Source organism: Sphingobacterium kyonggiense (assembly GCF_039536825.1).
GTDB lineage: Bacteria > Bacteroidota > Bacteroidia > Sphingobacteriales > Sphingobacteriaceae > Sphingobacterium > Sphingobacterium kyonggiense.
Genome location: NZ_BAAAZI010000008.1, coordinates 82,257 through 101,811 on the forward strand (window position 1 = coordinate 82,257; position 19,555 = coordinate 101,811).

At 34.1% G+C, this 19,555-nt stretch carries 23 protein-coding genes; 16 read left to right on the forward strand and 7 right to left on the reverse strand.

All coding sequences use genetic code 11. The features are described from left to right. Nucleotides 1-8: 8 nt before the first annotated feature. The 4 genes from ABD676_RS10495 (at nucleotide 9) to ABD676_RS10510 (ending at nucleotide 1,984) form a co-directional block, all read left to right on the forward strand. Nucleotides 9-506 (forward strand): GNAT family N-acetyltransferase, encoded by a 498-nt coding sequence (locus tag ABD676_RS10495; RefSeq protein WP_344674624.1) that lies wholly within the window; start codon nucleotides 9-11, stop codon nucleotides 504-506. A gap of 16 nt (nucleotides 507-522) precedes the next feature. Then, nucleotides 523-879, forward strand: coding sequence for a DUF4180 domain-containing protein (locus tag ABD676_RS10500; protein ID WP_344674625.1), 357 nt, complete (start codon nucleotides 523-525; stop codon nucleotides 877-879). Between the two features lie 5 nt (nucleotides 880-884). Further along, a complete protein-coding gene (locus ABD676_RS10505; RefSeq protein ID WP_344674626.1) occupies nucleotides 885-1,253 on the forward strand; it encodes a VOC family protein in 369 nt (122 codons plus the stop codon). Nucleotides 1,254-1,450: 197 nt separating this feature from the next. Further along, nucleotides 1,451-1,984, forward strand: coding sequence for a thermonuclease family protein (locus ABD676_RS10510; RefSeq protein ID WP_344674627.1), 534 nt, complete (start codon nucleotides 1,451-1,453; stop codon nucleotides 1,982-1,984). On the opposite strand, the gene ABD676_RS10515 is transcribed toward ABD676_RS10510, so the two are convergent. Continuing rightward, entirely contained in the window at nucleotides 1,981-4,662 is a 2,682-nt protein-coding gene (locus tag ABD676_RS10515; RefSeq protein WP_344674628.1) for a cation-translocating P-type ATPase, read from the reverse strand. The two genes, ABD676_RS10510 and ABD676_RS10515, sit on opposite strands and share 4 nt — an antisense overlap. A gap of 206 nt (nucleotides 4,663-4,868) precedes the next feature. On the opposite strand from ABD676_RS10515, the gene ABD676_RS10520 reads away from it, so the two are divergent. Beyond that, complete coding sequence (locus tag ABD676_RS10520) at nucleotides 4,869-5,720, forward strand: universal stress protein (RefSeq protein WP_344674629.1); 852 nt, start codon at nucleotides 4,869-4,871, stop codon at nucleotides 5,718-5,720. 29 nt (nucleotides 5,721-5,749) lie between these two features. Here the strand turns inward: ABD676_RS10520 and ABD676_RS10525 are convergent, their stop codons facing one another. From ABD676_RS10525 to ABD676_RS10550, 6 genes are all read right to left on the reverse strand, one after another. Next, nucleotides 5,750-8,206, reverse strand: a complete 2,457-nt coding sequence (locus ABD676_RS10525; RefSeq protein ID WP_344674630.1) for a phosphocholine-specific phospholipase C — start codon at nucleotides 8,204-8,206, stop codon at nucleotides 5,750-5,752. A gap of 723 nt (nucleotides 8,207-8,929) precedes the next feature. Next, nucleotides 8,930-9,670: a dienelactone hydrolase family protein gene (locus ABD676_RS10530; RefSeq protein WP_344674631.1), complete on the reverse strand. Its 741-nt coding sequence runs from the start codon at nucleotides 9,668-9,670 to the stop codon at nucleotides 8,930-8,932. 22 nt (nucleotides 9,671-9,692) lie between these two features. After that, nucleotides 9,693-10,697: an alpha/beta fold hydrolase gene (locus tag ABD676_RS10535; protein WP_344674632.1), complete on the reverse strand. Its 1,005-nt coding sequence runs from the start codon at nucleotides 10,695-10,697 to the stop codon at nucleotides 9,693-9,695. A gap of 8 nt (nucleotides 10,698-10,705) precedes the next feature. After that, nucleotides 10,706-11,572 (reverse strand): NAD(P)-dependent oxidoreductase, encoded by an 867-nt coding sequence (locus ABD676_RS10540; protein ID WP_344674633.1) that lies wholly within the window; start codon nucleotides 11,570-11,572, stop codon nucleotides 10,706-10,708. Between the two features lie 5 nt (nucleotides 11,573-11,577). Further along, nucleotides 11,578-12,519 (reverse strand): DUF1801 domain-containing protein, encoded by a 942-nt coding sequence (locus tag ABD676_RS10545; RefSeq protein ID WP_344674634.1) that lies wholly within the window; start codon nucleotides 12,517-12,519, stop codon nucleotides 11,578-11,580. An 11-nt stretch (nucleotides 12,520-12,530) separates the two neighbouring features. Beyond that, entirely contained in the window at nucleotides 12,531-13,037 is a 507-nt protein-coding gene (locus tag ABD676_RS10550) for an SRPBCC domain-containing protein (protein ID WP_344674635.1), read from the reverse strand. 142 nt (nucleotides 13,038-13,179) lie between these two features. Between ABD676_RS10550 and ABD676_RS10555 the strand changes: the two genes are divergently transcribed. From ABD676_RS10555 to ABD676_RS10605, 11 genes are all read left to right on the forward strand, one after another. Continuing rightward, a complete protein-coding gene (locus ABD676_RS10555) occupies nucleotides 13,180-14,043 on the forward strand; it encodes an alpha/beta fold hydrolase (protein WP_344674636.1) in 864 nt (287 codons plus the stop codon). Between the two features lie 116 nt (nucleotides 14,044-14,159). After that, a complete protein-coding gene (locus tag ABD676_RS10560) occupies nucleotides 14,160-14,582 on the forward strand; it encodes an SRPBCC family protein (protein WP_344674637.1) in 423 nt (140 codons plus the stop codon). A 4-nt stretch (nucleotides 14,583-14,586) separates the two neighbouring features. Next, a complete protein-coding gene (locus ABD676_RS10565) occupies nucleotides 14,587-14,982 on the forward strand; it encodes a VOC family protein (RefSeq protein ID WP_344674638.1) in 396 nt (131 codons plus the stop codon). Nucleotide 14,983: 1 nt separating this feature from the next. After that, a complete protein-coding gene (locus tag ABD676_RS10570; protein ID WP_344674639.1) occupies nucleotides 14,984-15,436 on the forward strand; it encodes an SRPBCC domain-containing protein in 453 nt (150 codons plus the stop codon). Continuing rightward, entirely contained in the window at nucleotides 15,436-15,858 is a 423-nt protein-coding gene (locus ABD676_RS10575) for a DUF1801 domain-containing protein (protein ID WP_344674640.1), read from the forward strand. Before ABD676_RS10570 ends, ABD676_RS10575 begins: the two co-directional genes overlap by 1 nt. A gap of 20 nt (nucleotides 15,859-15,878) precedes the next feature. Next, entirely contained in the window at nucleotides 15,879-16,295 is a 417-nt protein-coding gene (locus ABD676_RS10580; protein ID WP_344674641.1) for a DUF6157 family protein, read from the forward strand. A 137-nt stretch (nucleotides 16,296-16,432) separates the two neighbouring features. Further along, the gene (locus ABD676_RS10585) at nucleotides 16,433-16,927 is read left to right on the forward strand and encodes an SRPBCC family protein (protein ID WP_344674642.1); all 495 of its coding nucleotides are present in this window, start codon (nucleotides 16,433-16,435) and stop codon (nucleotides 16,925-16,927) included. Between the two features lie 84 nt (nucleotides 16,928-17,011). Next, entirely contained in the window at nucleotides 17,012-17,458 is a 447-nt protein-coding gene (locus tag ABD676_RS10590; RefSeq protein WP_344674643.1) for a VOC family protein, read from the forward strand. A 69-nt stretch (nucleotides 17,459-17,527) separates the two neighbouring features. Further along, nucleotides 17,528-17,941 carry a hypothetical protein gene (locus ABD676_RS10595; RefSeq protein ID WP_344674644.1) on the forward strand — a complete coding sequence of 138 codons (414 nt, stop codon included), beginning with the start codon at nucleotides 17,528-17,530 and terminating at the stop codon, nucleotides 17,939-17,941. Between the two features lie 23 nt (nucleotides 17,942-17,964). Next, complete coding sequence (locus ABD676_RS10600; protein WP_344674645.1) at nucleotides 17,965-18,849, forward strand: VOC family protein; 885 nt, start codon at nucleotides 17,965-17,967, stop codon at nucleotides 18,847-18,849. A gap of 62 nt (nucleotides 18,850-18,911) precedes the next feature. Further along, on the forward strand, nucleotides 18,912-19,547 hold the full coding sequence (locus ABD676_RS10605) for a hypothetical protein (protein ID WP_344674646.1): 636 nt from the start codon (nucleotides 18,912-18,914) through the stop codon (nucleotides 19,545-19,547). The last annotated feature ends 8 nt before the right edge of the window (nucleotides 19,548-19,555 follow it).

Genomic DNA, 19,555 nt, shown 5'->3' on the forward strand with positions numbered 1-19,555 from the left:
TTTAAAGAATGGTGCTTAAACTTGAAAAATTCAGAGCAGATGATTTCCAACTATATTATTCTCTCGTTAATAATGAACAAGTCATGGCCATGATTACCGAACGTGCATTAGAATTTGATGAAGCCAAAAAAGATTTTGAAAAAATCATATCTTTTAACAGCAGGGATCCCCTACTCGGTTATTACAAAATCTTGGAAAAAGATAATCTTGAATTTATTGGATTGGGGAAATTGGAATTGGAGGACCTTGAAAAGAAAGAGGCGGAACTTGGCTATATGATATTACCACAATATTGGGGAAAAGGAATTGCAAGTACGATTTCCCTAACTTTGATTGAATTAGCAAAACTTAATACGTCAATTGACAAGCTTTATGCGATAATAGACCCTAAAAATGGACCTTCAAGAAAAGTTCTCACAAAAAATGGCTTTAAACACAAGGAATATTTAGAATATGAAGGTCTACCTGGGGAAATATTAGAACTTAAAATGAAACAAATCAATTAGCTAAAAACGGATTTAGATGGATTTAAATATTACACATTATAATGGAAAAGATATCCCAGAAGTAATATCTCAAGATATTATTATTAGTAATTATGAAGATGCATTGGACTTACTAGGCAGTATCTACTATCAAGGTTATGATGGTATTATAATCCATAAAAAGAACATTCACGAAGACTTCTTTGATTTAAGCACCAAAATGGCAGGTGATATTTTACAAAAATTTTCAAACTATAGAATGAAGCTAGCTATTGTAGGTGATTTTTCACAGTATCAAAGTAAAAGTTTGAAGGACTTCATTTTTGAAAGCAATAAATCCAGGCATATCAATTTCGTTTCAACTGTTGAAGAGGCATTTGAAAAACTAGTATAGGACATATGGTAAAGTTGGAGACCATCATTGCAGTAAAGGATATTCAAATTAGCAGGGATTTTTATCAAAAGGTTTTAGACCTCAGCCCGTCTCATGGCGGTGACTCTTTTGAAATGCTTAAATACGGAGAAGAGATAATTATTTGTCTACACAAATGGGGCGAACATGATCATCCCAGTATGTTGTATTCAACTAATCAAAATGGAATTGGATTAATCCTGTTTTTTAGGGTTGATGACCTAAATTGCATTTATCAAAATGCTTTAAGAATAGAAGCAAAAATCGAAAAAGCAATTCATTATAATCCGAACTCCTTAAGAAATCAATTTACATTGTTTGATCCTGATGGTTATTACATCATCATTTCTAATTAACAGGCATAACATAGAAAATCCTGAGGCGGGGAACCTCAGGATTTTTTCTAAACCAATTATTAACCTAATTATGAAATTTACTTTTATTACTCTTTTGCTCTCTTGCACTATAATAACGCAAGTAGAATACCAATAGTACTTTTCATTGGTTGTCTTAACAACATTTAACAGATTTATTGTTTTACAATTCTTTATAAATGCATATTCCTTACCTTTGGCAGATGTATTTAAAACGCCTAACCATATTTTTGTTTTTGATAACCTTATGCCTAGTAACAACTGCGCAAAAAGCAATTTTATGGGGCAAGATAGTTCGTATAGCTGATGGAGATACAGTAACCCTATTAGACAGTTTAAATCAACAGCATAGCATTCGATTACATGGAATAGATTGTCCAGAACGAACACAGGACTATTTTCAGGTAGCAAAAGATTTCACGGGACAATTTTGTACCAATAAACTGGTTCGAGCTGATGTATACTCCTATGATCAGTACAAAAGGGCAATTGCGCGTGTTTATGTGGATAGTATCGAATTAAACTATGCCCTATTGAAATCTGGATTAGCTTGGCATTTCACACAGTTTGATAAAACTACCTATTACGCAGAGGCTGAAGCAGAAGCCAAAATGTATAAGCGACAATTATGGTCAATACCTAACCCAATAGCCCCTTGGGAATTCCGCAAATGGAAAAGACAACAAAGGCAAAATTCAAAAGCAAAGAATTAATTCCTTCTTCGAATTCGATAAATCCATTTGATTAATTCGTTTATAAGCATTGGTACCAATCCAAATAATAGAATTATTCCCCAGTCTTGTACACTAATCAATTGCAATTTAAAGGATTCTCTCATTACAGGAATAAATAGAACCAATAATTGTAATGCAAAGCCTAAAACAATTGCCCCAATCAAATAAAGATTACTGAACAAACCAACTTGAAGAATTGACTTCCGTTCGTTTCTAAAGCTCAAACTATAGAATAATTGACATGCAATAATTGTTAGGAAGGCCATAGTCCTAGAATATGCATGAACCTCTTCGGGAATATTGGCATCAAAAACAGAATAGTTATGTTCATAGTAACCGAAAATAAAAGCTATAATAGTTAAAGATCCTATTAAAAGTCCACCAAGAATAATACGTTTTCCAGCACCATGCGAGAAAAAGTTTTCTTTTATAGAACGAGGTTTATCTTTCATGACTGCTTTATCTCCTGGATCCATTCCTAATGCGACTGCAGGTAGCGTGTCGGTAATTAAATTGATCCATAGAAGCTGAGTAGCCAAAAGTGGAACAGGCATGCCGGCTACAATTGCTGTAAACATGGCCATCACCTCTCCTACATTACTTGCCAAGAGAAATACCACTGATTTTTTGATGTTGTTATATATATTCCTTCCTTGTTCAATTGCCGAAATTATGGTAGAGAAGTTATCATCTGCTAGGATCATATCAGAAGCATTTTTTGCGACATCGGTTCCTGTGATCCCCATTGCAACACCTATATCGGCAGCATTCAAGGAAGGCGCATCATTTACGCCATCTCCTGTCATGGAGACGATATTGCCTTTTTCTTTAAATGCTTTGACGATGTTGACTTTATTTTCAGGAGATACACGGGCGAATACGGTATAGTTTTCAATTTTATTGGCAAGCTTCTGAGTATCTAAAGCATTCAATTCCATGCCAGTAATAGCCTGATCTGTATTTTCTGCAATTCCAAGTTCTTTCGCAATAGCAAAAGCAGTTTGCTTATGATCTCCTGTAATCATAATTGTGCGAATACCGGCATTCTTTGCCAATTGAATAGAATCCTTAACTTCTTGTCGAGGTGGATCGATCATCCCAACTAAACCTACAAATATTAAATCCTCCTCAAATTGATCTTCGGCTATATTTTTACTTGGTTCTTTATAAGCCAAAGCTAAAGTACGAAGTGCTTTTGCCGACATCTTATCTACGGCTTCAGAAATCAAGGTTTTGTGTGCATCAGTAATTGGAATTTGTTGTCCTTGTTCCAAAACTTTATTACATTTTAAGATCAGGTTATCAACTGCACCTTTGACATAAAGCTTATAACCATTTTGATCTTCATGAAGGGTAGACATCATTTTTCGATCAGAATCAAATGCCAACTCCTTAATACGTGGTTGATTCTCTATGATTTCTTTACGATTTATTCCCCAATGATCAGCTAACATTAAAAGCGCAACTTCTGTAGGATCACCTGTTTGTTTATCTGATTCAAGTGTGGCATCTGAAGCTAGAACCATTCCTTCAATCAAGAGCTTCTCCTCGGGTTGTATTTTCCCCTCCTCATCTACATCCACCAATTTATCAGCAAAGGTAAAAAGCTCCTTCACTGTCATTTTATTTTGGGTAAGTGTTCCTGTTTTATCCGAGCAAACAATATTTACGGAACCTAAGGTCTCCACTGCAGGAAGCTTTTTAATAATTGCTTTCTGTTTAGCCATCTTAGTTACGCCAATGGACAGCACGATGGCAACAATAGCCGCTAATCCTTCTGGAATAGATGCTACGGCCAGGGAAACTGATGTTAGGAACATCTCTGTTAAATCCCTTCCTTGAAAATAAGAAACAACGAATATAAAAACACAGATTCCTACAGCTAGTTTTCCAAGTGTCTTTCCTAAGTGAGCAAGTCTAATCTCTAAAGGAGTTTTGGTTTGTTGATCTTCTTTAAGAAAATCGGCAATCTTTCCTACTTCGGTTTTATTTCCTGTTGACACGACAATTCCAGTCCCTCTTCCATAGGTGACTAAACTGGTCATATAAGCCATGTTTACCCGGTCAGCTATGGCAACATCTTCATCTTGATATACTTCTTCGGCATTTTTCTCAACCGCAACAGATTCACCTGTTAAAGCAGACTCATCAATTTTTAGGTTTACAGTTTCTACTAATCGAAGATCAGCAGGCACATATCTTCCTGCATCTAAGAAGACTAGATCGCCTGGAACCAAATCTTCAGAATCAACTTCGAATTGTTCTCCAGACCTTCTAACCAATGCTTTTGGACTAGCCATACTTTGTAATGCCGCAATAGCATTACTGGCTTTAATCTCCTGAAACATCCCTAAGAATGCATTAATCAATATGACAATCAGGATAATTATTCCATCGGTATACTCACCCATAGCCACTGTAACAATGACCGCAGCTAACAATACATATATTAATGCGTCATTTAACTGACTAAAAAATATAGAAAACAATGATTTCTTTTTTTGGCCTGTAAGGACATTCTTTCCATATTCTTCCTGTCTTTTAGCAACTTCATTCTTGTCCAATCCTACATGAGGATCAACTAGCAATTGCTGATAAACTTCATCAGTTGAAAATTGAAAATATTGTTTGGTTTTGGGATGATGTCCAGTATCCATAGTTCGAGTACTTTATTAAGAGAACCAAATTTAAGGTCTATAGGTTTAATATTAATTGATTTTCATCACGATTTTAGTTAAAAAGAGTTACTATTAGCATAAAACGCAGATATTTTTAGTTTTACCATAAATCGAAAGGCATTCTTTTTATAAGTCAAACATTTAATAAGTATATTTATCTAATATTAACCATTCACCTACTTCCTATGAAAAATGCACTATTGGTACCAACTGATTTTTCAGAAAATGCATGGACTGCATTAAATTATGCTGTTCATTTAGCTGAAAGATTTCAATGGAATATTCAAGTTTTACATGTCTATCAAAGTTTTGGGAACATATTGGCTTCTGCTGAATTTAATGATGCAGTAAGTTTACATAGTCATGATGAAGCAGAAAAACAAATGGCAGACTTAAATGAAAAAATAAAAAAGCATTTCCCTGATACTTCAATAAGTACAGCTTGTATGGCAGGAAGTTTAAATGATGTCATTCAAGAAATGCTGTTAAACTCACCAATCCAATTTATTGTTATGGGAACAAAAGGAGCTAGTGGATTAAAACATGTTGCTCTTGGAAGTAATACCTATGAAGTGATACAACATTCGCCAATTGGTGTTTTAGCTGTTCCGGACACTTATCAGCAATTCAAGTTACAAAAACTAGGTTTATTGACTAATTTTAAACCCGCTGAATTGGAATTGTTGTCAGAATTTACACAAAGAACGAGCACTTCTTTTGACTTAGCTTTATTACATGTTTCAGAAGGTGATGCATTTCCTAATCAAGAAGATGTGTTGTTTTGGCAAGATCAGATATTAAAAACATTTAAACTAAATCAGGTAACTTATCACAGTAAAGAAATGGTCAATCGTCTTGATGTAAGTGAACCTATTACCAAATGTGTAGATCAATTTGTTGATGAAGAAGAAATTGATTTATTATTAGTCTCTTTTACACGCAAGAGCTTCTTCAGAAGACTTTTTAGCAGGAGTTTACCTAAAGCTTTAGCGCATCATATGAAAGTACCAACTTATTTCAGTGCTTTGGAAAAATAGAAAGATGGCATAATAACCATCTTTCTATTTTATAAATCGTTTCCCATCAAGGGGTCGGTCATGCTACTTTTTCCATTTTCAACATGGCCAGCAAACCGATAATAAAAGTCCTTATCATCTGAAAGCATAATCTCATAATCATACCAACCATAGCTTTCCTGAAGGGAAATACCTAATTCTTTAATTTTTTTTCTGTTAAACTCAATGGATTTCCTACTATAAGCCTGATCTTTCATAAAGGCATTTGATTTCAAATCACTTACTTTAATTCGTAAACCTTTTGAATGATTTGAGTCAATAGCTATCTGAGGAAAATGCTTCTTCACATGACCTTTAAATTCTCTAAAAAATCCATTTGGCCCATGAACTATAAAATGAAATTGCTGATTTTTAAAATCAGCATAAGACCAAGAGTAGGTTAATTTTTCTTTTGTTCTTACAGAAAAGTTCCAAGAATTAAAATCAGATGACTCACTTTTATATCCTGTGTAATTGATAACCAAAAAAGGCATACCAATTGTTTTGGTTGCAGGCAATTTACCTTCTAAAGAGAATTCCATTACGATCTGTTTTTGCTTATCGTCAAGTCTAATCATAACTTTCGGATCATATGGAATAGCGTTCGATGGTTTTATCCCCTTTTCTTGAATTCCTAAGCCTCCTTGTTTAAAGTCTATTTTATCCAATTCTGCTTTTGTCATTGCAACAAAATTACCAGGCAAGTTTTTATGTTGTGCTTGATGAATTCGCTCTACATAAGCATTACGATTGACGTTTGTTAAATCAGGTTTCTTAAGTTCTGGAATTGGCCTAAATACAGAAGTTAAGTTTCCACATACTAATCTTCTCCAAGAACTGATGTTTTCTTCTATTACTCGTTTTCCTGTTTTCTTCTCTATAAAATGCTCCATAAATTGGAGTCCAGAAGTTAAATCAAACAATTCTGAGTTCACCCATCCTCCTTTACTCCATGGAGATGCTATAACCATCGGCACCCGATAGCCTAAGCCAATTGGACTTTCCAAATTTGTATTTTTATTATTGGTTCGAATTCGCTCCTGCTCCACTGTTACATACTCATCCGCTGTATTGATATCGTTTGGCACTTTACCCATTTCTGGTTTTGTTGTCAAAGGAGGCACATAAGGAGGGATATGATCAAAATAGCCATCATTTTCATCATATGTAAGAATAAAGATGGTTTTTTTCCAAACATCGGGATTAGATGTTAAGATATCCAAAGTTTCCGAAACATACCATGCCCCATACCATGGAGATGAGGGGTGGTCCGAGAAACGACATGGAGCAACTAACCAAGACACTGTTGGTAATTTACCTGTTTTTACATCCTCTCTAAATTGATGAAAAACATCTCCTTTAGGAACTTCCACATGCTCAGTGCCATTCTTACCTGCGTACTGAATGGTTTGCAATTTATGGTAACTTGGGTCTCCTGTATTCGTTGTAAAAGCTCTTTTATGAATTTCTTGTTGATGTTTTGTTAATTTGGCAAATTCACCTGGGCTATATTTCTCTACATCCCGCTTAAATCTTTCTAAAGTATCTAGAACTTTCTGATAAGCTTCTTGTGAAGCATATCGAGCTACTGTAAGTTCATGCTCTATTTCCTTGACACGTCTTATTGCATAAGCATAATAAGCTGGGTGAAATTTCACTTGATATTGCTCATGAAATTCTAGATTATTATCAGTAAAATTTGCCAACCAATCTTCTTCTTCACCTTCAAAACCAATAGGTAGACTAAGTTCATTTTGATAAACACGCCAAGAAATACCAGCTTCTTGCAAACGTTCAGGATAGGTTTTCCATGAAATATTCTGATAATTGATTTGAGAATTATCAACATGTGCACTTGAGTGTGGATCTCTTGGATTTTCCCGAATAGTGCCAGTCCAGAAATAAGAACGATTGGCTGATGTTCCTGTCAACGAGGAGCAAAAATGTTGGTCACAAACTGTAAAAGCATCTGCAAAGGCATAGTAAAAAGGAATATCCTTTCGATCATAATATCCCATGGTTAGCGGGATATGTTTGAATTTACGATTACCAGGTCGTTTTGCTTCTAACCAGTTATCCATCTTACCATTATTCCGTGCAGCTACCATGTTAGACCAACTATGGGGTAAATCCCCCATCCATGTGGCTTGGGTATTTTCAATATCTAGACGAAAAGGTGTGTAATATTTCTGGTCTTTATCAGGTTGATACCAAACCGGGAATCCTTGTGGTCCTCTCAAAGCTCGAGGATCATTAAAACCACGAACACCCTTTAAGCTACCAAAACAATGATCAAAGGAACGGTTCTCTTGCATCAAAAACACAATATGTTCAGCATCTAAATAGGTAGAACCTGCAGGAGCTTCAATCGCTAAAGCTCGTTGAATGGATTCAGGTAATACATTAATCGCAGCCGATACTCCAGCAAGCATGGAAGCCTTTTTTAAAAAATCTCTTCTTGAATTCATATATGATTAAGTTGGCTAATAATAGGAAATTAAAACCAATCCAGCCATCAATAGCAATTTACTCCTTTTTTGATTATCAAGAAAAATCTAGTCAAGAATTTCAGTGTATTAAGAAAACTAGTAGAATCTATCATCAACATTTCGATTTGACTCATATTAACCAACAGGAAATTTTCAAAATTGAAAAATTTCGGATATATCAAGAACCAGGTAAATCAAAACTAAAAATAAAACATTTGTCATCAAGGTACTTAGACTTTATTTAAGCTGAATAAATCAGCCAGTGGATTATTAATTATATTATTAAAATAATTCATATAAAGTAATTATTTTTATATATATTTGATTGTATAACAAACCATTTTAAGAATTAATACCATAATTCGATGAGATTATTAATTTGGCTAGCTTGTTTTATTCCTGTGGCTTGGATATTAACAGAATACATTCATAAGAATGTACTACCATTGACAACTGATGGCGTTATTTTTCTCTTTTTACTTCAGATGGCCTTTGCTTATCTAATCCTTATAAATATAAAAACAAAGCGAAAGCAAGGATATTATTGAAGGTAATTAATCAATTGCATGTTCCATTTTTACTAATTAATTTTTAGAGGTTATTTCTATGTGAATAACCTTTTTTATTTACTGCTTCAGTAATAAAGGACCACTTCACCTATTAAGTGAATTGGTCCTTTATTTAATTTCTTTATTTCAAATATTATTTGAGCACTTCTTTTAGAAACATTAGTGTATGGTTCCATGCTCTTTTTGCCATAGTTTCATTGTAATCAGGAGATTCCGGATTAGTAAATGTATGCTTAGAATTCGCATAGGTAATAATTTGCCAATCTGCTTTTCCCTCATCCAATTCGACTATTAGTCCATCGTAATCCGACTTTGAGACAGATGCATCATCTGCGGGATGCAATACTAAAACTTTAGTATTAATGGCACTATTTGCTCTATTTGGTGATTTAGATAAGCCTCCATGTATACATACTGATCCTTTTACATCAAAACCGGCACGTGCAGTTTCTAAAGCACCGGAACCCCCAAAGCAATATCCAATTACTGCCACATCAGTAGCACCTTGCGTTTTAACGGCTTCTAAGGCCGCTTGAATTCTATTTTGATATAATTTAAAATCCTTTTTATAGGTTGAGGATAATTTGGAGGCAGCTGCATTATCACTTGGAGCATTTCCTTCACCGTATATATCAGCGATTAAGGCTATATAACCTTCTTTTTCAAGTGCTAGTGCTGCATCCTTAGATTCTTGATCAATACCTTTCCATGCTGGTAAAATAACAACAGCTGGTAATTTTTGCCCTGCATTTTTAGTCACCAAGCCTTTAAGCTTCTGAGTCCCTTCTGAATAAGAGATTTCTTTCAACTCCTGAGCTATAGCTGAATTGCCAATAATCATTCCCAATAACAACAATACTTTAAATGGTTTCATAACGAATAAATTTGATTTGTCCCTATTTAGCTAGAAATATCTTTAATGGAGAAATAAAACGCTCAAACACTTCAATATGTGGCAAGTGTCCCACATCATCCAATTCAACTAGTTCAGATCCTCTAATTAATTGCTGGGTCGATTTACCCAATAATTGATATTGACCCATTTTATCACGGGTTGACGGATCTTTTACACGATCTTTACCTATTGCCGTTCTATCACGCGTTCCTATAATTAACAAGGTAGAAACATTTAGGTTTTTAAATTCATATACCACAGGTTGAGTAAAGATCATATCTGTGGTTAGTGCATTATTATAGGCTACTTTAGGATATTCAGGATGTTTAATCCATCCTGTTAAAAGGTAAACCCATTCATCGTACTCAGGCTTCCATTTATTGTCATAATAAAAACGATTTTGATAAGCTTTAGTACTTTCATAATTCGCTTTTAATTCACTTTTGTAATTTTCTAGAATACTACTGTATGGAGCATATACCTTCCAATCTTCTAAGCCTATTGGATTTTCTAAAATCAACTTTTCTACTGTTTCAGGATACATTAATGCAAATCGCGTAGCCAACATACCCCCCATGGAATGTCCTAATAAATAGATCTTTTTGATTTGAAGTTTATCTAATACTTGTTTAGTGTTCTGAGCCAATTGTTGAAAAGAATACTGATAATTTGCCGGTTTAGAAGATTTTCCAAATCCTATCTGATCGGGTGCAATTACACGATAACCTTCTTTAGATAGAGCTTGAATCGTTGTTTTCCAGTAGGCTGAATTGAAGTTTTTTCCATGTAATAGAACAACAGTTTTATTATTTGCCTTTCCAGTGGGTTTTATATCCATAAAATACATTTCCAAAGTTTGGTTTTGATTGGAATCCAACGTTAATTTGGATGCAGGATAAGGATATTCATAATTCGTTAAATTGATGTCCAGAACCTTCCTGTTTTCTTGTGCTTGATTAACTTGATAACCCAACAATAGAATTAGTGCAAATAATAACTTCTTCATATATATACTTATTTATTCATGGATCGAGTCTTCAAATAGTCTAGAACTCCAATTACATCTTTTTCACCATAACCAGCATCATGAGCTTCTTGATAGGTTTTTTCTAACACTTTACTCATTGGCATATCAGCGCCTGCTGCAATAGCCAGATTTACATCTTTTAACATTAAATCCAGAGCAAAAGCTGGAGGGAAATTATTTTCAATTATAGCTTTGGTTTTCACTTTAGTTGCACCACTCCCACTTGCACTTTCATTAATAATAGCCATCATATTTTCTCGGCTAATACCTAATTTTTCTGCGAATAAAACGGTTTCCGCCATTCCTTGATACAATATGGATAGGTAATAGTTTATACAAAGTTTAGCTGCTATTCCAGCACCATTATCACCAAGATATTTAATCTCTTTGCCCATTAATGATAAATATGGCATTACTCTTTCTTTATCCTGATTACTACTACCTACCATAAAAATTAATGTACCATCCTTGGCTGGTTGAGTACTACCAGCTACAGGGGCATCAATAAATGTACCTCCTTTGGACTTTAAGGTCTCTGCAATAGCTTTTGATGCTTGTTCGGATATAGTACTCATATCAACAAACAATTTACCTTTCACATTTCCTGTAAGAATAGTCTCATAAACGGCATGAACAGCATCATCATTGGTTAACATCGTAAAAATGATATCTGTTTGTTCAACTAAATCAGCTATACTCGAACAAACAGTACTTCCCTCATTAAAGCCTATAGTTTTTTCTATGGAACGATTAAAAACAAATAAATCGACACCTGCTTTTTCTAAGTTTTTCGCCATAGGACTTCCCATGTTACCCAAGCCTATAAAACCAATTTTATCTTTAAAATCACTCATTCTATTTACTTTTTATATTTATCGTGCAACCCCTTTCCATCTAATATTAATGGTATGATTTTTTCAATTCGAGCAAACTTTGTTTTCTCTTGTTTAGCCTCATCAATATACTCTATATATTCTTTTTGCTTTCCAGGTGTTAGCTTATCAAATGCATTGTGAAATTCTTTATTTTGGTTCAATGCTTCTTTAAGAATACCAGTCACTTCTCTAGGTGCAGAGCGCTCAATTTTTATTTCTTTACCATCTCGTATGGTTTGAACAGATTCTTCAATATAAGCCAAGATTTTCTTTTCATTCATTTCGGATACATCCTTAAAACGCCATTGACGTAAAGCTTTTGTTTTTCCTTCTGATGCATTTACAAGCACTTTTTCTGCATCATTTAGAAATACGCCGTTATAAAACCATAATGAAAAGAAATCTTTAAAACCTCCCCATCCTATAACATTTTTTCCTTGAAAAGTATAAACATCTGACCCCCATTTAAATTCTTTTTTTAGTGGTGATTTAGTTTTTACAATAAGCTGATTCATAAATTCCTCTGCATCCACCCATGTACTTTTATGGGAATCCCAAGTTGGTCCTTTTTTATCCTTAAGTATATCCACATTAAAGGCTATTAATTTTCGAATAAGATCCTCTGGAATAGGTTTGTCTAATGGTATTTGAATAGCACCCTTAGATGTTTTAAAGGCTTTTAGATCTTTTTCAAAAGCTTCTATGGCAGCTGGTCCTGGATATAGCCCCAAGTGCTTTTTAAACAAAGCAAAATGCATCAGATTACCTTGGTACCGAAAAGTTGGCATTTTATAACTTATTGTCTCTTTGGTTTCCTTAGGACTTACTTCTTTAATAATCTGTCTTACTTGGTTTAATATATATTGCCCTTCTTTATCAAAAGAAGCGATATATTCATCTATGGTTGAAAAACTCGCATCATTCATAATCTAATAGCTTAAGATTTCATAAAATCAAATGCTCCATTACGGAGATTAATCCCATACTCTAGACTGGCCTTCAAACAAGCTAAAAAATTTGCCCATCCTTCTGTTTGTCCTATAGCTTGTTTAATACCATCCTCATCTTTTTCCATTCTACTCTCCCTTACCCTAACAACGGTTGATACCCCATCAACGTCCTCTAAAAACATCTCAACTAACATTCCTTCTGCACCACCACTCCAATCAAAAGAAACATATTCATTAGCTTTAATCAGTTTAGCCGTGACCGGAAATATATCATCAAATTCAGGAAATTTCCATTCCACAGTTACATCAGTTTCTAAATCACCTGTAGAATGTTCTATGAAATAATTGCTCATTTTATCTGCGGATATAATCGCATCAAATACTTCTGCAATAGGTTTTTGGATTTGTATGCCAGCCTTAGCTGTCAAATAGTTATCATTTATCATAGTTTCGAATAATATTAAGAATGCTAAAAATGAAATTACTTTCATCATTTATTATTAAACGAATATAATCAAGTTATAGTTGTGTTTTTGTAAAAATAAGCGAATGCATATAAATCAAAACTCCCAAATTCAACAATTATTCCTTAATTTCATTTCATCAATATCCTGGAAAATCATATCGAATAATTATATGAAGCAAACGGAAAAAATCATTAAGCAACAAGATTTACAGATCTATACACAGGCATTTGGAAACTCTTCAGATCCATGTATAGTCTTAATTGCAGGTGCCACTGTATCAATGCTCTTTTGGGATGAATCCTTTTGTAGTCAACTTGCAGCTAAAGGACTATATGTAATTAGATATGATCTTAGAGATACCGGCCAATCTACCTGCTATACAGCAGGCGAATTGAATTATAAAATCGATGACTTAGTGGATGATATCTTTTTGATTCTTGATGCGTACAATATAAATAATGCTCACCTCCTGGGCATTTCTCTTGGTGGAATGCTAGCTCAAATAGCTGCCATGAAACATTCTGAAAGAATTAATTCAATCAGTTTAATGAGTAGCATGCCTTGGGCAGATCCAATAATGCCTACTCCAGAAATGGATGAAGCTATTTTGGATTTCCAAGCTGATACTAGTTCAATAAATTGGGATAATGAAAATGAGGTACTTGACTATATGTTAAAAGGTTCTAAACTCATGTCTGGAAACAAGCCTTTGAATGTAGATAGAGCGAAAGAATACATATTGGCGAGTTTTAGAAGAGCCAATAATTTTAAAAGTCAATTCAATCACGCTCAGTTATCAGGAGGTGAAGAATATTACAATCAATTACAACTTGTAAGTTGTCCAAGTTTGATAATTCATGGGTCTGAAGATCGAATTTGCCACTTTAACAATGCATTGAGTTTAGTTCAATTGTTGAAATCACAAAATCTTACCATATTAGAAGGGACTGGACATGAACTTCACGAAGCGGATTGGAATATCATAATTGATGCTGTTGCTGGAATGGTTTTAACATTGGAAAATAAAAAATAACGAAAACCATTCTTTCGGTCTGTTTGTTTCCTTAAAATCTTGTCCTATGACAAGTGTAAGTCTAACTAATTCCTTTAAATTCGAATATCTATAATTGCTCACTAACCTGAAATGAAATGGAATACCAAAAAATAAACATTACAGCGACTATAAATGCTCCTATTGCTCAAGTTTGGGACGCTTACAATAATCCAAAAGACATTGTAAATTGGAATCAAGCATCCCCAGAATGGCATTGCCCATCATCTGAAAATGACCTACGTGTTGGAGGCAGATTCAAAAATAAGATGGCAGCAAAAGACGGGAGTTTTCAATTTGATTTCGAAGGCACCTATACTGAAGTAACCCCTCATAACTCGATATCCTATGTACTAGGAGGTGAACGAACTGTAGATACCACATTTACTGATGAAAATGGAAGTACTAAAATGGATATTTCATTTGATGCCGAAGGCAGTAATCCTGCTGACATGCAAAGAGAAGGTTGGCAAGCTATTTTAAATAGCTTTAAACAATATGTAGAAAATAAAACATCCTAATATCATGAGTGAACCTAAATTTAAACCAGGTCAAATTGTATGGGCTGATTTGACCAGCAATAAGGCCGATACCCTAAAAGAATTTTATAAATCTGTTGCCGGATGGCAGGAATTCCCTGTCGCTATGCGCGATGAAGAAGGTGAATATAACGATTATGCCATGCTGGTCGACCCAGAAAATGCAGCAGGTGGCATTTGTAATAAACGTGGCAAAAACAACAGTCTTCCAACACAATGGATCATGTATATCTATGCTGAAGATGTAGAAGAACGATTGAAAACCGCTCAAGAATTAGGCGGAAAATTAATTCATGAAAGTAGAAAACCTGATGGAACCTATAATTACGTAATTATTGAAGATCCTGTAGGTGCAGTTTTTGGAATTGGAAATATGCAATAATATGAAAACAGTCTTTTATTCAACAGAAATAAATGCCCCAGCTATGGAGGTATACAATACCATGTTGGACCGTAGCGGTTATCAACAATGGACAAAACCATTTAGTCCAACCTCAGATTTTAAAGGAAGTTGGAATGAAGGTGAAAAAATCTACTTTTCTTCTTTAGATGAAAATGGAAAAGAAGCAGGAATGATATCAGAAGTAATTAAAAATATACCTGCTGATCTTGTCATTGTCCGACATTTAGGTATGTGGAATGAAGATGGAGAAATATTTGAAGGACCTTTTGTAGATGATTGGAGAAACATATTGGAGATTTATCGATTCAACGAATCTGATGGAAAAACCATGGTTATTTGTTCTGTTGAATTAAGCGATAATGAGGATTCTCATAGCTTTGATAAAATGTGGACTGAGGCATTAAGTATCCTAAAAAAAATCTGTGAGAATTAATGGCAAAAGTAAAGACACAATTTACAGATGATGATGTACTTTCATTTGTTGAACAGGTAGATTCTGAACAAAAACGTATTGATAGTATTCGACTTATCGAATTAATGGAAGAAGCAACTGGAGAAAAGGCAAAAATGTTCGGACCTTCGATAATAGGCTTTGGAAAATATCATTACAAGTACGCTACTGGTCATGAGGGAGTTGCTCCATTATTAGGTTTTTCCCCTAGGAAAGCCGCTATTTCACTTTATACTTATACAGGGAGTCCTAAACACGAATATTTATTGGAAGGCTTAGGAAAATATAAAATAGGAAAAGCGTGTATTTACATCAAAAAACTAAGCGACATCGATGAGGATGTTTTGAAAAGGATGATGAAAGAATCCATTGATTTTATTTCTACTTTATATACCCGAATTTAAGTGTTAAACTATTCTATCTGATGAAAACACATAGTACAAATTATTATAACACCTTGATAACAGTAGCTGAGGATTCAAAGGCAAATGAGGCTTATATTCCTGAAAAAAAAGAAGGAAAAGTAACTATTGCTAATTTACAATATGACTTATTAAATAGCTCCAATAAAGAAATGACTTCCGATGATTTATTGTTTGAAATTCATAGTATCAGAAAGGATATATTAGATGAGGATAAAGTAGAAGAAAGGAACAATTACTTTTCAAAGGGACAGCCTTGCTTAAGAACCTCTCCTTTATGTAAAACATATGGATGGGCAATTTTTCATGATGACAAAGGCAAAATCAGCTTGATCAATCCTAACAGTGAAAAATATGAAGAATTATTGCATAATGACGATATTAAAAAGATTCCAGCTATGCGGAGTAGTAAGGCCTAATATAAGACTCACATAAGGTGAGTCTTTTTATTTTTATTACTTGTCCTATGGCAAGTTGATTTGAAATTATCTACTCTAACTTAGTCCTACCGAATGGGAATAAAAATTAATACATACAGAAATAAAATCACACTGTTATGGAAAACGCAAATAATTATCAATTCAATATTCAAGGAAAAGAATTGACTATTCAAAGAGAATTCAACGGTACACTTGCCCAAGTTTGGAGAGCCTATACAGATTCAGAAATTTTAGATTTATGGTGGGCTCCAAAACCTTGGAAGTGTAATACCAAGAGCCAAGACTTTCGTGTTGGTGGAAGATGGTTATATGCCATGGTTGGTCCCGAGAATGAAGAGCATTGGGCAACTTTTATATATGACCAAATTGAAAACGAATCTCTTTTCTCCGGAAAGGATGCTTTTACAGACTCAGAAGGAAATGAAAACAAGGATATGCCTGCCTCCCATTGGAAAATAACTTTCGAAGGAAATGTAGATAATACAATTGTTCGTAATTACTGTAGCTATGAAAGCGAAGATATTCTACAACAATTTCTAGATATGGGATTTAAGGAAGGGTATGAATCCGGAATGTCTAATCTAGATAATCTACTAAAAAACGGTATTTAATATAAAAGATAATATCCTGCTGACAAACCGTTGTCAGCAACACGAACTAAATTAGAACAATTAAACATACAAAAACATACAATTATGGCAAAGATTCATGCTTATTTAAACTTTAATGGGAATTGTAAAGAGGCTTTCGATTTCTACAAAAATGTATTTAAAACTGATTTAGTTGGCACTTATACTTATGATGGTATGCCTGCAGATCCGAATTCTCCTCCTCTACCTGAGGATGCAAAAGGAAAAATCATGCATACTTCACTAAATATCAACGACACAACCATGTTAATGGGTGCTGATGTAATTGAAACATTTTCTCCTAAAGCGACTTCTGGAAATGCTACCTACATCATGTTAGACACAGAAAGTGCTGATGAAGCGAAAGAGTTATTTCAAGCACTTTCAGCAAATGCTAAAGTTATGGAAATGGAACTTGGAGAAACTTTCTTTGCAGAACAGTTTGCTTCCTTCCAAGATCAATTTGGTATTTACTGGATGATTCACTTTGAAGGAAACAAAAAAATGGATTAACAATAATCCAAATCAAAAAAATATAGCCTGTCCTTCCCTTAAAGGACAGGCTAATTTAAAAAATCACCTATGGAACCCTTTCGATTAAAAGCCACGAACAAAATCATACTTTCTATTCCTGATAGTGAATTTGAAAAAGCGGTTATCTTTTTCAGTGAAATTCTTCTATTAAAGGAACACCAAAATGACAACAAATCGAATAAGTATTCCAAGAATCAAATCACACTCACTATTGGTGAAATAAAATTGCAGTTAAATAAAGTAAAACCAGGTAGTAAATCGTCTATACATTTAGTTATGGAATCCACTGATTTAAAAGCTTGTTATAATTATTTGCAAACCAATGATATCGATTGTTATATCCAAGAGAATCAGTACTATGAAAATGTGTTAATCTCAAATTATATTCCTGCCATTCAGCTTGATATAATGAGTAAACAGGAGGTTGGCAGAAGTAATTATGTTCAAGATCGACAAATCTAATTCAATATAAAATTGTTTATCAGATGGTACACGACATTATTTTATTGGCTCAGTTTTATAAAAAAGTAAAGAAAAACATCATGAAAAATGCAATTATACCTGCTTTATGGTTTGATCAACAAGCCTTAGAAGCCTTTGAATTTTATTCTGAAGTATTTCCCGATACGTCAATTACTAAATCTGATCCTATAGTCGTGGAAGGAAGTATTATGGGGATAGATTTTATAGGAATTAACGGTGGACCTATGTTTAAACCAAATCCCACCATTTCTTTTATGGCAGTATTTGAATCTAAGGAAGTTTTAACTGCCTCTTGGGAAAAACTATCAACAACAGGCAAAATAATGATGCCACTTGATAGTTATCCTTATAGCGAGCTATATGGGTGGGTAGAAGATCAATATGGGGTTAGTTGGCAATTATATTATGGAAAACTATCTGACGTTAATAATCAAGCTATTTTACCTACCATCATGTTCTGCGACCAACAACAGGGTAATTGTAAAGAAGCTTTGGCTTTTTACAATTCTATGTTTAAAGACTATCAAAGTCAAGGTGTAAAGGAATATCCAGAAGGCGATGTAAAAGGCCAAGTAATGCATACGCAATTTGAAATCAAGGACTTTACAATGGCTGCCATGGATAGCGGTGTCCCTATGCCTTTCAATTTCACGGAAGGAGTCTCACTTACCATCACTTGTAAAGATCAAGAAGAAATTGACTATTACTGGAATACAATCACGGAAAAAGGCCAAGAAAGTATGTGTGGATGGTGTAAAGATCAATTTGGAATGAGTTGGCAAATTGTACCAATAAATATAAGTAAGATCCTGGCAAACAACCCGAATGCTGGTCAAGCTATCATGAAAATGAAAAAAATCAGTATTGCTGAACTTGAAAATGCTTAAGTTTTTAAGATCAATTCTTATGAATTGATTATATTTAAGATCACATCAAACTAAAAAGCTTTATGAAGAGACTATTTTTATCAAGTATTTGTGCCGCAATTTTATTTTCAGCCTGCAACAATTCAAAGGAAAAATCGAATGAGAATCAAGACAGTGTAATTGTAACAGGAACTGAAAAAGTAAATGCTACAAACACAGATACTGTCAAAACAACATTCAACTTAGATGATATCCCTGTTTCAACTGCGGAATTGGGTGAATTTCCATTCTTCACTACCATTGAAGGAACACAATTCATCAATGATCCTAAGGTAAAATCATTTGATTTTTTATATGTTGCTTTACCTGATGGTAGTTTAGTAAAAAAGGAGGGAAAAGTTTTCCGAGCATTTATCCAAGGAAACAATGCCAATTCAAAGGAAGAAATCACCACAGCTGCAATCAACAAACATTTTGAAGATGCTATAACAAAAGCAGGCGGAATGCTTATTCATGAAGGCAGATGGTCAGAATCGCAAATTAATAATTATGACGAATTAGCCACTTACAAAGGATCTGATGGAACAATTGATGTCTATAACAATCCAGTTAAGACCTATGTTATTCATAGAAATGACGGAAATATTTATATTCAATTGGAATCAAAATCAGACAATGCTGGGACTTTCCAAATTGTTCAAGAATCTGCTACTAAATAAAATTGTAA

What these genes read in the sequence shown, in the direction of transcription:
- ABD676_RS10495 (WP_344674624.1), top strand. Translation starts at nt 9, where the DNA reads ATGGTGCTTAAACTTGAAAAATTCAGAGCAGATGATTTCCAACTATAT.
- ABD676_RS10500 (WP_344674625.1), top strand. Translation starts at nt 523, where the DNA reads ATGGATTTAAATATTACACATTATAATGGAAAAGATATCCCAGAAGTA.
- ABD676_RS10505 (WP_344674626.1), top strand. Translation starts at nt 885, where the DNA reads ATGGTAAAGTTGGAGACCATCATTGCAGTAAAGGATATTCAAATTAGC.
- ABD676_RS10510 (WP_344674627.1), top strand. Translation starts at nt 1,451, where the DNA reads ATGCATATTCCTTACCTTTGGCAGATGTATTTAAAACGCCTAACCATA.
- ABD676_RS10515 (WP_344674628.1), bottom strand. Translation starts at nt 4,662, where the DNA reads ATGGATACTGGACATCATCCCAAAACCAAACAATATTTTCAATTTTCA.
- ABD676_RS10520 (WP_344674629.1), top strand. Translation starts at nt 4,869, where the DNA reads ATGAAAAATGCACTATTGGTACCAACTGATTTTTCAGAAAATGCATGG.
- ABD676_RS10525 (WP_344674630.1), bottom strand. Translation starts at nt 8,206, where the DNA reads ATGAATTCAAGAAGAGATTTTTTAAAAAAGGCTTCCATGCTTGCTGGA.
- ABD676_RS10530 (WP_344674631.1), bottom strand. Translation starts at nt 9,670, where the DNA reads ATGAAACCATTTAAAGTATTGTTGTTATTGGGAATGATTATTGGCAAT.
- ABD676_RS10535 (WP_344674632.1), bottom strand. Translation starts at nt 10,697, where the DNA reads ATGAAGAAGTTATTATTTGCACTAATTCTATTGTTGGGTTATCAAGTT.
- ABD676_RS10540 (WP_344674633.1), bottom strand. Translation starts at nt 11,572, where the DNA reads ATGAGTGATTTTAAAGATAAAATTGGTTTTATAGGCTTGGGTAACATG.
- ABD676_RS10545 (WP_344674634.1), bottom strand. Translation starts at nt 12,519, where the DNA reads ATGAATGATGCGAGTTTTTCAACCATAGATGAATATATCGCTTCTTTT.
- ABD676_RS10550 (WP_344674635.1), bottom strand. Translation starts at nt 13,037, where the DNA reads ATGATGAAAGTAATTTCATTTTTAGCATTCTTAATATTATTCGAAACT.
- ABD676_RS10555 (WP_344674636.1), top strand. Translation starts at nt 13,180, where the DNA reads ATGAAGCAAACGGAAAAAATCATTAAGCAACAAGATTTACAGATCTAT.
- ABD676_RS10560 (WP_344674637.1), top strand. Translation starts at nt 14,160, where the DNA reads ATGGAATACCAAAAAATAAACATTACAGCGACTATAAATGCTCCTATT.
- ABD676_RS10565 (WP_344674638.1), top strand. Translation starts at nt 14,587, where the DNA reads ATGAGTGAACCTAAATTTAAACCAGGTCAAATTGTATGGGCTGATTTG.
- ABD676_RS10570 (WP_344674639.1), top strand. Translation starts at nt 14,984, where the DNA reads ATGAAAACAGTCTTTTATTCAACAGAAATAAATGCCCCAGCTATGGAG.
- ABD676_RS10575 (WP_344674640.1), top strand. Translation starts at nt 15,436, where the DNA reads ATGGCAAAAGTAAAGACACAATTTACAGATGATGATGTACTTTCATTT.
- ABD676_RS10580 (WP_344674641.1), top strand. Translation starts at nt 15,879, where the DNA reads ATGAAAACACATAGTACAAATTATTATAACACCTTGATAACAGTAGCT.
- ABD676_RS10585 (WP_344674642.1), top strand. Translation starts at nt 16,433, where the DNA reads ATGGAAAACGCAAATAATTATCAATTCAATATTCAAGGAAAAGAATTG.
- ABD676_RS10590 (WP_344674643.1), top strand. Translation starts at nt 17,012, where the DNA reads ATGGCAAAGATTCATGCTTATTTAAACTTTAATGGGAATTGTAAAGAG.
- ABD676_RS10595 (WP_344674644.1), top strand. Translation starts at nt 17,528, where the DNA reads ATGGAACCCTTTCGATTAAAAGCCACGAACAAAATCATACTTTCTATT.
- ABD676_RS10600 (WP_344674645.1), top strand. Translation starts at nt 17,965, where the DNA reads ATGGTACACGACATTATTTTATTGGCTCAGTTTTATAAAAAAGTAAAG.
- ABD676_RS10605 (WP_344674646.1), top strand. Translation starts at nt 18,912, where the DNA reads ATGAAGAGACTATTTTTATCAAGTATTTGTGCCGCAATTTTATTTTCA.